This window comes from Acidovorax sp. PRC11 (assembly GCF_031844105.1).
Lineage (GTDB): Bacteria > Pseudomonadota > Gammaproteobacteria > Burkholderiales > Burkholderiaceae_C > Paracidovorax.
In genome coordinates, this window is the sequence record NZ_JAUZUQ010000001.1 from 378,882 (window position 1) to 391,859 (window position 12,978).

14 protein-coding genes are annotated in these 12,978 nt (G+C 63.4%); 6 read left to right on the top strand and 8 right to left on the bottom strand.

The window, feature by feature from the left end; genetic code table 11:
* Nucleotides 1–2: 2 nt before the first annotated feature.
* Together Q9R47_RS01730 and Q9R47_RS01735 are read right to left on the bottom strand one after the other, a co-directional pair.
* Nucleotides 3–743 carry a hypothetical protein gene (locus tag Q9R47_RS01730; RefSeq protein ID WP_311231467.1) on the bottom strand — a complete coding sequence of 247 codons (741 nt, stop codon included), beginning with the start codon at nt 741–743 and terminating at the stop codon, nt 3–5.
* 135 nt (nt 744–878) lie between these two features.
* On the bottom strand, nt 879–2,018 hold the full coding sequence (locus tag Q9R47_RS01735; protein WP_311231468.1) for an RES family NAD+ phosphorylase: 1,140 nt from the start codon (nt 2,016–2,018) through the stop codon (nt 879–881).
* 231 nt (nt 2,019–2,249) lie between these two features.
* Between Q9R47_RS01735 and Q9R47_RS01740 the strand changes: the two genes are divergently transcribed.
* From Q9R47_RS01740 to Q9R47_RS01755, 4 genes are all read left to right on the top strand, one after another.
* Nucleotides 2,250–2,966: a TIGR02391 family protein gene (locus Q9R47_RS01740; protein ID WP_311231469.1), complete on the top strand. Its 717-nt coding sequence runs from the start codon at nt 2,250–2,252 to the stop codon at nt 2,964–2,966.
* A 158-nt stretch (nt 2,967–3,124) separates the two neighbouring features.
* On the top strand, nt 3,125–4,117 hold the full coding sequence (locus tag Q9R47_RS01745; protein WP_311231470.1) for a hypothetical protein: 993 nt from the start codon (nt 3,125–3,127) through the stop codon (nt 4,115–4,117).
* Nucleotides 4,118–4,255: 138 nt separating this feature from the next.
* Nucleotides 4,256–4,651, top strand: a complete 396-nt coding sequence (locus tag Q9R47_RS01750; protein WP_311231471.1) for an HU family DNA-binding protein — start codon at nt 4,256–4,258, stop codon at nt 4,649–4,651.
* Nucleotides 4,652–4,724: 73 nt separating this feature from the next.
* Nucleotides 4,725–5,045: a hypothetical protein gene (locus tag Q9R47_RS01755; RefSeq protein WP_311231472.1), complete on the top strand. Its 321-nt coding sequence runs from the start codon at nt 4,725–4,727 to the stop codon at nt 5,043–5,045.
* Nucleotides 5,046–5,074: 29 nt separating this feature from the next.
* On the opposite strand, the gene Q9R47_RS01760 is transcribed toward Q9R47_RS01755, so the two are convergent.
* From Q9R47_RS01760 to Q9R47_RS01785, 6 genes are all read right to left on the bottom strand, one after another.
* On the bottom strand, nt 5,075–6,232 hold the full coding sequence (locus Q9R47_RS01760; RefSeq protein WP_311231473.1) for a phosphoadenosine phosphosulfate reductase family protein: 1,158 nt from the start codon (nt 6,230–6,232) through the stop codon (nt 5,075–5,077).
* A gap of 2 nt (nt 6,233–6,234) precedes the next feature.
* Nucleotides 6,235–6,702 carry a hypothetical protein gene (locus tag Q9R47_RS01765; protein ID WP_311231474.1) on the bottom strand — a complete coding sequence of 156 codons (468 nt, stop codon included), beginning with the start codon at nt 6,700–6,702 and terminating at the stop codon, nt 6,235–6,237.
* Nucleotides 6,703–7,136: 434 nt separating this feature from the next.
* Complete coding sequence (locus Q9R47_RS01770; RefSeq protein WP_311231475.1) at nt 7,137–7,982, bottom strand: hypothetical protein; 846 nt, start codon at nt 7,980–7,982, stop codon at nt 7,137–7,139.
* Nucleotide 7,983: 1 nt separating this feature from the next.
* The gene (locus Q9R47_RS01775; protein WP_311231476.1) at nt 7,984–9,606 is read right to left on the bottom strand and encodes an AAA family ATPase; all 1,623 of its coding nucleotides are present in this window, start codon (nt 9,604–9,606) and stop codon (nt 7,984–7,986) included.
* Between the two features lie 86 nt (nt 9,607–9,692).
* On the bottom strand, nt 9,693–10,304 hold the full coding sequence (locus tag Q9R47_RS01780) for an RES family NAD+ phosphorylase (RefSeq protein WP_311231477.1): 612 nt from the start codon (nt 10,302–10,304) through the stop codon (nt 9,693–9,695).
* 32 nt (nt 10,305–10,336) lie between these two features.
* Nucleotides 10,337–11,011 carry a hypothetical protein gene (locus Q9R47_RS01785; RefSeq protein WP_311231478.1) on the bottom strand — a complete coding sequence of 225 codons (675 nt, stop codon included), beginning with the start codon at nt 11,009–11,011 and terminating at the stop codon, nt 10,337–10,339.
* Between the two features lie 465 nt (nt 11,012–11,476).
* On the opposite strand from Q9R47_RS01785, the gene Q9R47_RS01790 reads away from it, so the two are divergent.
* Both Q9R47_RS01790 and Q9R47_RS01795 read left to right on the top strand, forming a co-directional pair.
* A complete protein-coding gene (locus Q9R47_RS01790) occupies nt 11,477–12,103 on the top strand; it encodes a hypothetical protein (protein ID WP_311231479.1) in 627 nt (208 codons plus the stop codon).
* Nucleotides 12,104–12,207: 104 nt separating this feature from the next.
* Nucleotides 12,208–12,879: a hypothetical protein gene (locus Q9R47_RS01795; protein WP_311231480.1), complete on the top strand. Its 672-nt coding sequence runs from the start codon at nt 12,208–12,210 to the stop codon at nt 12,877–12,879.
* Nucleotides 12,880–12,978: the final 99 nt, after the last annotated feature.

Genomic DNA, 12,978 nt, shown 5'->3' on the forward strand with positions numbered 1-12,978 from the left:
TGTTAGGCCGCTCTAAGCAGCGGCACATCTTCCGGCACTGCACTGTCTCTGACGAACTGACAGTAGAGCTTCGCAATGGCCAGCTCGTGGGCTGAGCCCGAGTTCCGAACCAAGGTGTTGCGAAAGAACGAAAGATATTGCTCCACGTCGTTGAACGTGATGCACTCGTCCTCATCAGGTATGACGAATCCTGTCTCCAAGATGTGGCCGACTGTCCAGTACTTCGGCTTGAAGTGCCGAATCTCGCTCTTGTCGTTTTCCCAGGCCCCGTTCTTGAACCTCGGCGTCACGAAGATTCCATAGGCGGCATTTTTCTGGCCGATCCAGATCTCCGCCTCTTCGACCGCAGGCCGTTTCTTGGACAGGGCGTCGTAGTGCCGAAGATAGGTACGCGTCAAAAAGAGCTTGAGCCACTTGAGCACCTTCTTGTGCTTTCGGACATGCACGTAGGCTTCGTAGTAGCGATTGCCTGCCCTTGCGTAAATGCCCAGGCCCTCCAGGGTCCGCAGAAAGCCCTGGAGATACAGGGCCACGAATTGCTCCGGTGTGTCGATCACCTCGTTTTTGATGTCGATGTACTCGGCGTACTTTCCGCCGTAGGTCGCATTCAGCGAGTGTTCGTTCTCATATCCGGTCAACTCAAGCACTTCATCTAGAAGTTCATTGATCTCATCGGTCAACTTGGTGATCTGCTGGTTGCGTAAGGTCTTTGCGGGATCTCTTTTTGCCATCGTCTCTGCCACCTCCAAATGGTCTGTTCGGCCGACTCTTCCCCACATGCATGGTAGCCAATTGTTCTCGGCGCCCTGCGTGATTCGCCGCGCTCAAGGCCGCAGGTCCCAATCGGGGTATTCAGTGCATCGAAGAAAGCGGCATCTCTACCGGGATAGCGCCGCCTCGTGGCGATAGCGTACGCCTTCAATCACATGCATCGAAACTGCTTCGGTCGACATCGCCAGATGGAACGTGGGACGCCAGTCCTGTGCCACCATCGCCTCGGGCGGTCCACGGTCGAAGAGCACGTAGTTCACGCCGCCCTCGCACTGCACGGATCGGAACGCGATGCCGTCAAACGCCTGGTTGTCAAAACGAATGAATTCAGCCAGCGCCTGCGTCATCACGTAGTCGGTGTCATTGAGCCGAACCGGGCGTGCAATTTCTTCGTGCAGATACTCCAGCAGCAGCCGATGTTCACTACGCTTGCGGTAGCTGGGATCGAAAAAACTCAATGCAGCGTGCCGCAGCTGACCGCTCAGCATCGTGAAATCGAAGAACTTCAGTGGTGCCGTGGACTGAAATCGACCCACAACAACCGTATCGCCGATTGAGGGACGAACTTCGGCGATGCACGTATCAACCTCGCGGGACACGTAAAGCAGCGGAACGCCGGCTGGGCTCATGCGATTGTTGGCCGCGCGCTCCTTGGGCGCTGCGCCTAGCGCGACCGCAGGGTTCTCGGCGAAAGTCCGGGCTTCCTGTATCCCGCTGGCGATGCGGGAGCGGAAGAAGTCCGTGCCGGTCTCGAGCACGGTCACCAAGGCAGGCACTCCCGGCCGGTGAGGATCCTCGGCTTCGAGCGCCTCGTCAATCAACCACTCGAAGAACGAGCGCGCTTTGTCGTTGAAGAAGCGCCTGCCATGGACCAACTCGTGGGCGACGTGTTGCCAGGGACCAACCGCATACCAGCGCTCGTGGTCCTTCGACTCAAACGGGCTTGGTGCGCGGCAATACTCCTGCCCCGGCCAGTAAAAGTCTTCTTCATCCGCATTGGCGTCTTCCAGATGTTCCGAGATGGCCCTGCGAACGCTCTCGGAACTGCAGCCGATGGCACTTCCCACAACGTCATCCAGCGTCAGTTCATGGCCTGGGTAGAGGCCATGGTCGATGCGAAAGTGTTCCGGAAGATGCTTCCGGATGAAGCGTGCGATGCGCTCTGGCGTCAATGCGTTCAGGGTTACCTCGCCACAAGCGCCGCAGACCCGCTCGGCTTGGAGCGCGCCATTCAGCCCCTTGATCATGTAGTCACTCAGGCAGTCCTGACACACCCACATTGGTTCAGCGTTCTCCATGTCCAGAAAAGCTTGCTGGAATATCCGTTTTCCTCTCCCAACCATTCCGTATCTCCGATGCCAGATTGACCGAAATTCTGACACTCAAAGGGGGTGCATGGTCGACACCCGCCAGATTGCAGGCGCGCAGTGCTTGCGGCCCGTAAACTTGATCTCGAACTAGAGAAGGAGGGACTGCGAATGATCGAGTGGCTGATTTCAGTGAATGAGAAATGTCGTGACCTGATGGCGAAAGCCAATGACGCCAAAGGGCGCCTGCTGGCGGACGAGAGCGAAACCGCCAAGACAATCAATGGCTACATGAAGCAAGACTACGAGGCCCTCAACCGGTTGTGGAGAGAGGCCGATCCGGAGATGCAAAACACGGGCCGGCTGAGCGAAATGGCTCGCCACATCAGGTTCGGCATGAACGGCGACTATGAGGACATTGTGGTGCATGACATCCCCTCGGTGCTCAAGGCCGCTGAAGCGCTGGCGCGGGAGGGCTCCAAGAAGGCAGAGACCATGGGTTTCGAAGGCCTGCTGCATCCGGCCATTGTTGCCAGCTCCCTCGGCCAATACCGCAACGGCCATCTGAGAGATGCGGTGCTCAATGGCGTCATCGCGGTGTTCGACATGCTCCGTGCCCGCACCGGACTCAACCTGGATGGCAAGGACCTCGTGGGACAAGCATTCGGCCTGGAGAAGGGAAAGCTGGTTTTCAGCGAGATCTCAACGGAGACGGGACGGAACGACCAGAAGGGGTTTCTTCAGATCTACGAAGGCATCTATACGGGTGTGCGCAATGTGAAGGCACATTCGCTCGCTCACGACCTGAACGAGCAGAAGGCGGCCCAATACCTCGTCACCTTGAGTCTGCTGGCCAGGCGCGTCGAGGAATGCAAGGATCGCCCGTAGCTGCTGCCGGGATACCCGCATTTCGCAATGCGGGCGTGACGCACTCCATCGCGCCTGTGCGGCTCAGTGTCGAGTGTGGACCCGTGCAGCATGAATGACGACCTCCAGCTGGCACACTGATGCGATGTAAGTCGGACTGAAAACAGGGATCTAAACAAATGGGCAAGGGCATCAAGATGCGATCCGCCAAGGATCACCGGGGACACACCTACACCGTTGAAACGCTTCAGCGCCTGAAGGATGCTGAAGGTGCCGCTCCACCGCTTCTGTGCGACGACCCGTCATGCGCGTGCTCTGTGCGGTTCGTTCCTCGCCATCAGCAAAATCGCTCCAACCGCATCGAATCCATTGATGTGCCGGCATACATCGGGTTGAGCACGGGCTCAGAACATGCGGAGGGCTGCCGCTACGATGCAGCAAAGAGGTTCACCGCCATCGCAGACCAGTCCGATCCTGAGTTCTTGAGTGCATTGGGTGATGGAAAGCGAGAGCTGCGGTTGTTCGCGCTTCATAACGGGCTGCGCAAACCGGGGCTGTCAGGGGATGCGTCGGTGGCCGCAGGCAACCGGCCAGCTGCCAAGGCCGGTTCGTCGTCCACGGATTTCGCTGCATCGGAACGTAAGCTCGACAGCTATCTGCGCACGGCGTCAGACTTGGTGGTCCTGCGCGCCATGTGCGAGTCCGACGCCCTGCTGGCCGCCGAGCTGACGTTGCGCATGGGCGCAAAGCGCATCCCCTGGAAACAGTTCTTCTTTGAGGCGGACCGCCTTGACGAGGCCTGGGAGTTCATCCGGCGAGGCGGTGAGGCCGCGCACCCTATTGCCCTGGCCGCAGCCGTCAGGCATCACCACAGTCCCGGACCTGGGGCGACATACAAGAGCAGCTTCATGAACTGCTTCTCCCTGACCCGTAAGACGGCCGACCCCAGGCGGCTGGAGACATTCGAGATCAGTGTCGCCCACGCGGATGCAACCTGGCTGTCGTCATTCCCCGTGGGCAGCGAAGTCGCGATGTTCGGCTTCTGGAAGGCGGCCGATGCCGTGGAAAGAGTCGTCCCGGACAAGCGCGACAAGAGCCAAAGCACTACCTACGTGACGCACAAGTTGACCCTTCTCCCACGGTTCAAGAAACAGCTGGCCTCCGTGCCTTGACGCTTCACGCAACTGCCCATTGCACGTCGATCGGGCGGCGCGCCAGACCCGCCCGATAAAATCGGCCTACTGCGCGGATGCGCCCGACTGCAGTGGCGCGCCCCTTTTCTTCAACCAGAACGAACGAGACTGAGAACGATGGCAACTGCGAAGAAAACCAACAAGCCGGCACCTGCGACGAAAGCCGCCCAGACCAAGGCTCCGGCCACGACGGCCGTCCGTCCCATCAAGGACACCTTCACCAAGGGGGCCCTGACCAACCACCTGGCGGAACTGTCGGGCGTGGAGCCCAAAGCCGTGAAGGCGGTGCTAGCCGCCCTGGAAACCACGGTGCTCGGAGCGGTCAACAAAAAGGGCGCGGGCGAGTTCACCCTGCCCGGCCTCCTCAAGATCGGCGTGCAAAAGGTGCCCGCAAAACCCAAGCGCAAGGGCATCAACCCATTCACCAAGGAAGAACAGGTGTTCGCTGCCAAGCCCGCGACGGTGCGCATCAAGGCGCGTGCGCTGAAGAAGCTCAAGGACGCTGCGCTGTAAGCCTCGGACCCTGACGCTGCGATAGACGCTGGCCGGTCGCCGGGCCAGCGCCCGCTTCCCCGGCGACCACGCCATGCCAATCCACTACACCGTGCTCCAACTGCTCGATGCCGCCCACGGCAGTCTGGCCGAGATTGAGCTTGCGCACCCCGGCCTACCCGAGGGGAATGGCACCCGCTGGCTGTGGATCGAGAGCGCCACGGTGACGTCGCTGCAAATCGTGGGCAGTGGTGGCAACCCGTCCAAGCGCGTGTTCGATCGTGCGGTGCTGACGCTCGATGGCCATCACGGCGAACTGGCCTGGCCCAGCGGTCGGCGCGAGATGCTGTCGGTCGATCCTGAGCGAGCACTGCGCCCCAAGTTCCGGCAGCTGGTACATCAGCACCTGAACTGAAGGTCTTCGGCCCGCCTGCGCAACGCGCGTCACGCCCGCAGCCGCTGCGTGCGCTGCTGCATCAGCGCCGCATAGCGTGCACTGACCGCCTCGCTGTCCAGGCAGTCGGCGGCGATCCCCACGGCCTCGGCCACGCGCCGGCGCACCGAAGCGAGGAGCCGCGCTTCTGCGGGCGTCGGCAGGCATGTAGGCCAGCCGGCTTCATAGAGCAGATGGGCGGGGATTTCCAGTTCGGCGGCTTGCCGCTGCATAGCGCGCTCCTTCGCTTCGGCAAGCTGCGCCCGCAGTACTGGATCAAGCAGGTCCGGCGCCACGTCGCCGAGCCAGTTTCCCGCCTGGAAGGAGAAGGTGCTGCGCACCTCCAGCCGCACCAGTTCGCGGTAGACGGCAGCGTTGTCCCCGCAGCGGCTGGCCGCCTGCAGGTCGGCTCGCGCTGCCAGCACACAGAAGGCGCAGGACACCCGGCTGCTGCCATAGATGCGGTAGGCCTCGTGCAGCACGCCGCCGCGCCGACCGATGTAGTCGAGCACGTCCTGGCGCGGCCAGTGGATGATCGCGTGCCAAGACAACCAGACACCGCGCGCACGGGTCAGCACGGTATCGTGCTTCGCCACCGGCTTGCGCGCCCGTGCAGCGCTCTCCTGCCAGCGCAGCCCCACGGCCGAGATCACGGGACCGGTCGGGTGCCGGGCACGCATGGCCCTGGCCAGCACCTGGGATTTCATTTCGCTGGTGCAAAAACGCTGGGTCGCCGAACTCCAGGGCATGATGAGCTTGACGCACGCCAGCATGCGGTAGCGCTCCACGTTCGCCGCCCAGCGCGACAGCCAGCGATCCACCATGTCCCCAGCCGGCCGGCGCACGGTCACGAGTTCCCAGCCCAGCCGCTCGGCCAGTCGCTCACACACCGGAGACGAGTCACGCCATTCGATGCGCCCTAGGTCTGCATGGATCAGCGCGCGCACGCCAGAGTGCCCAATGGCGTCGAGATGCTCCTGCACCCGGTAGGCCAGGGCCTGGCTGTCCTTGCCGCCGCTCACGCCGACGTACACCGGCGCATGGCCTGCCAAGGCGGTGTCGATCATGGGATCACGGGCCACGCTGAAGCGTTGCGCCGATGTTGGGGAGATGGCCCAGGGAGACTGAGGCGCTGCCAGCGCCAGCCCGGGCAATTCGATCTGCTGCACGATCAGCCTCCGGCCCGCGGCGCCGAGGGTGCAGCTGCGGGCCTCGAACGGCTCCGGCCAAGGAAGCGCTGCAGGTTCTGCCGCAGAGTCCGTTCTTCTTCAGGGAAGCGCGTGAGGTTCGGATCCTGCGATTCGCAGCCCCACCAGATCGACGCGTATTGGGAGGCCACACCGTTGTATCCGCAATCCGGGCCATCCTCGTCGAACGCCGCGCACATGCGCCGGATCGCGTCGCCATGTGACAGCCTTCGCATCGACACCAGGACGGCCGGATTCCAGACCACCCACACGTTCCCGCCGAAGCCGCGCACCGCATCGTTGCCACTGCGCACGAAGAATCGATCCCACGCCTCTCCGACGCTGAGCCGGCCGCCGTCGCTGTCGATCCGGTCGGTCCAGCGCGCGATGGGCGCCAGCCAAGCCTCCAGCACGCAGCCACCGGTCTCGTACATGCCGTACTCGTAGGCCACGGTGATCGACTCGCTGAGACAGACACCTGTCCCGGTGTAGCTGCGGGAGGCCGAACGTCGGAATCCATCGCGCAGAATGCGGCGCCCAATCGCGGCACGGGTACCGTGGTAAAGAGGGCCGAGCAGAGTAGCGGCTTGTGTTTCCATGCGGCCAGAATCACATGCCGCGCGTTCCATTCAAGGCGACTGCTTCGGGTGCGCGAGCCTTCGGACCCAGGCATCCTGCAACCACAATGGTGGCATGCGCGATGCCCACGCGCCGAACCTCCCGCGTCCTTCGACCAGCCCGCAAGGCCTGTGCCGCTACCGCGAGGCGCTCATCCAGGGCGGCGCAGTATAGGGCACCTGGACGATGGCTCACCGCACCTGTACCGCCTTGCCTATCACCTTGGCTGCGCCTGGGCCATGGAACGCGACAGCGCGTCTGCGCCCGCTCACGGGATCGTGCGATAGCCTCCGCCCACGAACCAAGCATCAGCGGCCAACGCGCGATAGGTTGCGTATTGCCAACTGTTGGGCCGCACCGAATGCAGGTCTCGCTCATCATCCAGGAACTGCTGGACTGCCGCCACGCCGCCGCGCCCTTCCTGAAGGATCAGCCTATCGCGAAGGATCGGCAATTCATCATTGGCGTTGGTCGTGAACGTTATCGCCAGCCCGCACACGTCGAAATGCCGCCGAACGCGATCTTGATCCACTGCGGACCAGGCAGTTGGAGGACACGCGTCGAACACCAGCACCGGTGGCGGCCCTGGGTTGAGCGTTGCGCGCACCCAGGGATCTTGCAGCAGATGCTGGTCGAAGTAAGGGTGGAAGGTCTGTTGCCCCGCCGTGGCCGGATACTTCGCACGCTTCTTGTCATTGCAAAAATGACAGGCCGGCACGAGGTTAGCCGGCAAGATGGACAAATCGGGATAGCGTGACTTGGGCAGATGGTGGTCGCAATGGGCGACGCTGCCTACACCGCACAGCGGACAACGGTTGTTCGGTGCCGCGCTGCGTATGCGGTCATAGACCGCGCGGGCCGCGCCGCTCGTCTTGCTCAGATGCTCCTCGTAAAGTCCGGTCAACTCCGCCTTGGTGACACCGCCAACCGAGGGCCGGCGCTCGACGTGATGGAGCGAGGCCGCCGTAGCGTTCGCATGGTAGGTCACCCCAGAAGCAGCGAGACTGGCAGCAATTGCCGTCAGGCGGGCCTGAAGGCCAGGATCTGTCGTGGCGCCCAGGCACAGCGCGAACACACTCGCCTGCGTGTCGGTTGGAAGGGGCAAGTTTCGCACGTCAAGCCTCCCCGCCTGCCGCGTCGGGTGGAGGCGGAGGAACCATGCTGAGGGCGCGGGCCAACGATCGTGCCTCGCCGCCGAGCCGGCCGCCAAATCGCGCAACGGCTTGCTCGTACCCTCCTGGCTGCACCGCATCGCTGATCAAGCGGTGAAAGCCGGTCTGCGAGACCTCCAGTCCGAACACTTCGCGGGTGAGAATTCCGACGTTTTCGCCAAAGGTCTCCAGTTCGGGGCGATCGGCGCGCGCGGAGTGGCCCGTGCGGTTCAGCACCCATGCGCAAGAACGGGGCACCTCCTGCAGAACGACCGGCGAGTGCGTTGCGATGATCGCCACGCCGTTGCGGTTGACCATGAGCTCACTCAGCGCACGCACGAAAGCCGACAGCAGCGGCGGATGGAGATGCCCTTCGGGCTCGTCAATGAGCACCAGTGATTTTTCCTCGACAAGTTCGACGAGCAGCGTGATCGTCAGAAGGACAACGCTATGGCCCGAGCTCAGCCGCCGGAACCATTTGCGCGTGCGATCTTCCCAGCCCTCACTTATGTCATCGATGACGCTCCTGGCATTCGCGTCAAGAAACAAGGGATCGGCCTCCAGCAGCTCGACCGCTTTCAGCCAACGACGCCGACGCGCGGCACCGCGACAAGCGACTATGCCTTTCAAAAAATCCCGAACAAGCTCGGAACGCCCCTTGATGCTCAGTTCCGACTGTCCATCATCATCGACGCCACCGGGTTGAATATCCGCTGCGGACTGCCGGATCAGGCCGATGTACTCGTACCTCACCTCCAGTGGAGCATCCGCGCGTACCAGCGGGCCATACTCGTCGAATGGGCTGAACGAAACCGTCACCAATCCGGCAAAGCCGTGGCCCTTCTTCGGGGATGGATTGACGTACCCAAACGGACTGTTGAACCCGAGAGGATTCAGTGGCCCCAATTCGCCTACCGCACCTCCGTCACGCGATTGAAGGCCAAGAAAGGCCCGCGACAAATAGTCGAAGCAGCGCGTCTTGCCAACGCCGTTCCGTCCGATGACGACGTGGACGTTGGTCGGTGGACTGGATTCGGGCGTGACCTGGAAATCGAGTTGCGGCGGCGCGTCCAAGGTTCGCGGATCCTGGGGAAACGTGTAGCGAAACGCGAACGCGGTGAGCACGACATTGCCGAGCGCGAGCCGGTGGAAGCGATTGCGCACCCGGTCGATATCGATATCGCGCAGCAGCGATCGCCGCAAAACTTCCTCGGCAGCGTATTCCTCGAGGAGTGACGGGTTCCGCGCCATGTCACGCATTGCAAGGAGGTACTCGTCCCGCAACTGCTCACCGAGTTCGTTGAGCTGTTCGTAGTAGTTCTCGGTCTGGCCCATCGAGAACCATGGCGCGTCGAGTCGGGGGAAGACGGGGTCGAGCAACGCCGAGCTGACGGCGGACTCGGAGGTCATTCCCGCCCTGGCGATTTTTACGTGGCCAATATCGATCCGACGCCGGTCTTCCGTGACCACGACCACATGGAACTGGGTAACCCAGACGAACCAATCGTTCCAGTTGTCACGGACGAGGAGTACCTCATTTCCGTTGCTTGACCCAGATGCCGAATCGACGACCCTGAATGACAGCATTGCCTCTCCCTCTGTTTTTCCGAGAACATTCCCTGGTTCAGTTCCTCAGCCCGCACTGACAGGAATGGACCAGCCTATGCCATTCTTCAGTCCGCTTCGATGCCTGCCCTCAGCGCCGCCGCCAGCACGGCGTCTCTCAGCGCAGTATTGCGCGCCAACGGACCGCCGACGCGCCGACCGCTCAACGCGCCGGTGAGCCGATCCCCGAACAGCACCAGCGCATGATCCCGGTCCCGCTGGCGCGACATCCACAACAAGCCATCCACATCGGAGAACTGCTGGTGCAGCGCCTGGGCCCAGGCTGCCGTGGCCGGGTAGTCGCGCGAGGGGCTGGCGATCAGTTCTTCCTTGGGCACCTTCAGGCGGTGCAGGCCTTCGCTCGTCAGGTCCACAAGCTTCAGGTCGCGGCTGGGGACCAGTTCGCCATGGCCGCGCTGTGCGAAGTCGTCGAGGTCGACGAACTTGTCGGGCGCATCGATGGGCACGTCATAGAACACGGTCTCGAAGATCGCGCAGTCCAGCGTGGAGCCGCCGTACAGGTAGGGAACGACTTTGCCCTTGAGGCTGTGTATCGGCGCGAAGCGCGTGGGCTTGCGAAGCCTGCGTGCCGCATCGACGCCGGGGTTGAAGCTCTCGGGGGCAAACGCCGTATCGTGGATGACATGGATCACCCGGCCCGCCGGCCAGCGGTCGAACAAGGGATCGAGTGGCGGAACCGGCGCACGGCAAGTCAAGCGGCGCTCCCCTCGGCGTCACGCCGCGCGGCCTGCACGACGGCATCCGGATCGCTGGCCAGCAGATCGACTGGGCGCGCGCTGTCTGGCAGCCCCCCGTTGTTCGAGGTGAACCACAGCGCCAGCTTCCACGGCGCCTTACGCCCGCCGAAGGCCTCCAATACCTCTTGCACCGCCTTGATCGGCTTGCCGTTCTCGAACTGGAAGGCGGGATAGACATCTCGGTCGCGCGCCGCCTTGTCCGGGTGCGGAACGGCAAACACTTGGCGGCGCTTGCGCCAGTTGTCGGCCAGCGCAGTGCGGTTACTGGCTTGGGAGCCGTTGGCATCGGCCAGTTGCTCCGCACTGAAAAAACCGAACTCGTTGAGGATGCGGGCGTGGCGCTGGGCGAGCCGCTGCGCCATCTCCAACTCGACAACGCTGGGGGCGAGCATGCGCGCCGCCATGAAATCGACCATTTCCTCCATGCGGCGCTCGCGCACCGCAGCGATCTTCTCGCCCAGCAGGCGATCCAGCAGCGGCAGCGAAGCCAGCAAGGTGCTGGAAGCCGCTTCGTCCGCCACTTCGAGCACAAAGGCCCGGCCAACGCGCGGGCCATGCCCCCGGTCGGCGCGGTAGGGCTGCACGGTGAACACGTCGCCCTGCAGCATGTGGGATGCGGTTTTCGCCATGGCATGAACTCCGTTTGACCAGATTGATGAAATTATACATCAAAAGGTCAATTTAGTCGAATCACTGGCATTCGGCACCCCGGAAACCAGTCACCGCGCCGTGCACCGCGAGCGCAGTCGCCACCGGCAATCGCCGGTATCGGCCTGGCCTTGCGGGCGGGCACCGCGTCCGGCTGCTTTCAGCCGCCCCAGACTCCGGGCAGACTGAAGCCGTTTCCCGGGCTGTCGCCCCTGCTCGTCACCGAGCATCCCGAGTCCTTCGGGCGTCGCGGTCGTTACCCGCCTGACGCAGCCCCGCTGCCATGCCTTGAGCCGCCCCGGCAGCAGTCGCTTCGCCGGTATCGCCGGCCCCGTGTTTGCGCCCTTCGGCGCGTTTCCCCTTCCCTGCCCGCGGCCCCGCCGCGCCATTCCGTCTCACCCGCCTTCGGGCCGAGGCGGGTTCACCCATTCACAGAAAGGCCATCCATGACCCCCATCACCGAGACCCTGTGCGCCATCGAACGCCGCGCCGAGCGCGCCATCGTTCAGGAATTGCGCCTGATGATCCAGGAGATTCTCGCGATGCGCACCCAGCTCACCCTGGATGAACGCGCCCATGCCGACGCGCTGCTGCTCAAGCTGAGCCACCTGGAAAGCTGCCAGCAGGTGGAGGTCGTTGCGCCGCCCACCATCGCCGATTCAGACCCTACGGCAGTGCCCGTTGTCCCCGCACTCCGGTTCGACATGCTCGAACCGCTGCAGCCCAGCAACTACCTCGTGCACTTCTACGGCCACGAACTCGGCGACCTAGAACGCGTCGAGTTCACGGAGTCTCTGTCTGCCGCCACCCAATTGATCCGCCGCCAGCTGGCAAATCATCCCTCCTGGGTGCAGCGCGTGGAACACGATCCCAGCAGCGGCCATCTGTCGTTCCTCATGGCCAACGACACGGCTTTTGCCACTGTCCAGCCCTGCGCGCCGAACACGCCCGACGTCGAGGCCGATGTCGCCGAGGCTTGTGCGGCGTTGTCCCGCGGCGATGTGACGGCATTGCAGCGCCTGTTTGTGACCCCGAATCGTCACCCGAACGGCCAGGAACTGCTGGCCGCCTGAAGCCAAGGATTCGCGCAGGTGCCACGGCATCCGCGCTTGATCCGACCAACCTGCGGGGTTCGCCCTGCAGGGGTGGGCTCCGTTCAACCTCGGAGAAACCCACCATGAACGTGACACTGAGTCCCGAACAGAGGCTGTACGTCATCCCCTGCGGCGATGGCTACACCTGCCTGGGCTTTGACAACGCACGCGGCCACGCCGACCAGATTGCCGCCCGGCTGCAACGGCCTGACCTGGCCTTCGCGCCCGGCGACCACGGTTCGCTGGACGGCTACGCCAAGTACCAGGCCGCCATCGCCGCCTGGGGTCGATCACCGCTGACACGGCAGACCTACTTCGACCCGGGGACGGACCCCAAGGCGGCCAGTGCGCTGGAGAGTTGCCGGCGCGACAGACGCAAAGTGCGGCTGGTGCTCGGCGACACCGCCACCGGCCGAAGCTGGCTGGAAGAGCACGACGTGGTCGGCCGCATTGGCCGCTCCACCGGCACCATGAAAGTGCCGCTGCTGGTCGAACCCGACGAGGACGGGGGCACCGTCATTCTGACGAGCTGCCTGCTGCGGCTGATCGCCTGGGATTGCGGCCGGGATCTCTATCGGCACCCGGCCTATCGTGTGCCCGGCCTGGCGATCCAGCGTGCCCATGAGCAAACCGATCTGCCCTGGCAGGTGCTGCACGAGGGCGCGGTCGTGGCGTGCTTCTCCGACATCAGCAAGGCGGGAGCCTATCTGGCCTTCATGTGCGGAGAAACCGTGGAACCGCAGGTTTTTCAGTAAGCGCTGGCCTCCGCCCTCGAACGGCGTGCGCGCGCCTCGCAGGGCTTCGTTCCCTGACGACCCGCAGCCGTCTTCATTCATCCCATCCACCCGATGGAG

What these genes read in the sequence shown, in the direction of transcription:
- Q9R47_RS01790 (WP_311231479.1), top strand. Translation starts at nt 11,477, where the DNA reads ATGACCCCCATCACCGAGACCCTGTGCGCCATCGAACGCCGCGCCGAG.
- Q9R47_RS01745 (WP_311231470.1), top strand. Translation starts at nt 3,125, where the DNA reads ATGGGCAAGGGCATCAAGATGCGATCCGCCAAGGATCACCGGGGACAC.
- Q9R47_RS01755 (WP_311231472.1), top strand. Translation starts at nt 4,725, where the DNA reads ATGCCAATCCACTACACCGTGCTCCAACTGCTCGATGCCGCCCACGGC.
- Q9R47_RS01775 (WP_311231476.1), bottom strand. Translation starts at nt 9,606, where the DNA reads ATGCTGTCATTCAGGGTCGTCGATTCGGCATCTGGGTCAAGCAACGGA.
- Q9R47_RS01735 (WP_311231468.1), bottom strand. Translation starts at nt 2,018, where the DNA reads ATGATCAAGGGGCTGAATGGCGCGCTCCAAGCCGAGCGGGTCTGCGGC.
- Q9R47_RS01750 (WP_311231471.1), top strand. Translation starts at nt 4,256, where the DNA reads ATGGCAACTGCGAAGAAAACCAACAAGCCGGCACCTGCGACGAAAGCC.
- Q9R47_RS01795 (WP_311231480.1), top strand. Translation starts at nt 12,208, where the DNA reads ATGAACGTGACACTGAGTCCCGAACAGAGGCTGTACGTCATCCCCTGC.
- Q9R47_RS01785 (WP_311231478.1), bottom strand. Translation starts at nt 11,011, where the DNA reads ATGGCGAAAACCGCATCCCACATGCTGCAGGGCGACGTGTTCACCGTG.
- Q9R47_RS01740 (WP_311231469.1), top strand. Translation starts at nt 2,250, where the DNA reads ATGATCGAGTGGCTGATTTCAGTGAATGAGAAATGTCGTGACCTGATG.